Source organism: Halobellus sp. Atlit-38R, from assembly GCF_003665925.1.
GTDB classification, from domain to species: Archaea; Halobacteriota; Halobacteria; order Halobacteriales; family Haloferacaceae; genus Haloquadratum; species Haloquadratum inordinatus.
The window spans coordinates 1-656 of the sequence record NZ_QXIJ01000099.1 but is presented as its reverse complement, the minus strand read 5'-3'; the positions used below and the strand labels follow the sequence as shown (position 1 = coordinate 656).

The following is a 656-nucleotide window of genomic DNA, read 5'->3' as shown; positions in this document are numbered from 1 at the left end:
GTGTAGGACGCAGACCAGCCGGTCGCGGTCGGCCGCGAACGAGAACCGCGAGAGGTCGGCGATGTCGCCGCTGACGGGCGACGCCATGATCTCGAACAGCTCGATCGTGTCGATCTCGCCGTCCGTCCCGATGTCGTAGCCCGGTGCGGTGCCCTGCGCAAACGCGGTGTCGATGCCCTGCGCGAGCGACACGTCGGGGTCGACCTCGTAGTGGACCGTCAGGATGTTCGCGCCGACCGTCTGTTCGAGGTACTCGGTCAGCTGGACCGAGTAGGTCGCACCCCAGCTGTCGTAGGTGACGCCGGCGAGCGGGCTGACGGGCGAGTTCGGGCCGGGCTCGTTGTTCGGCTCGTCGTGTGGCTGGCCGTCGCCGATGACGACGACGCACTTCTCGTCCGCCTCGCTGCCCTCAAGCAGGTCGATGGCCTCCTCCAGCGCGGTCGGGAGGAACGTCGAGCTCCCGGGAGACATGCCGTCGATCTCGTCGCGGAGCGCGTCGAGGTCCTGGGTGAACGGCTGCTTGACGCCCGTGTTGTTGCCGTACTCCACGAGCGCGACGCGAACGTTGGCGTCCGGGACCATGTCGGCGGGCAGGCCGAGCCCGGGGACGTCCGGCTCGGCGAGCAGCTCCTCGAACAGCGCCTTCGCGCCCGCCT

At 69.4% G+C, this 656-nt stretch carries 1 protein-coding gene; it reads right to left on the bottom strand.

Features of this window, described 5'->3' with window-relative positions; translation table 11 throughout:
- Positions 1-656: VWA domain-containing protein (locus D3D02_RS18310; protein WP_147435714.1), on the bottom strand; the 656-nt coding region annotated here is incomplete at both ends.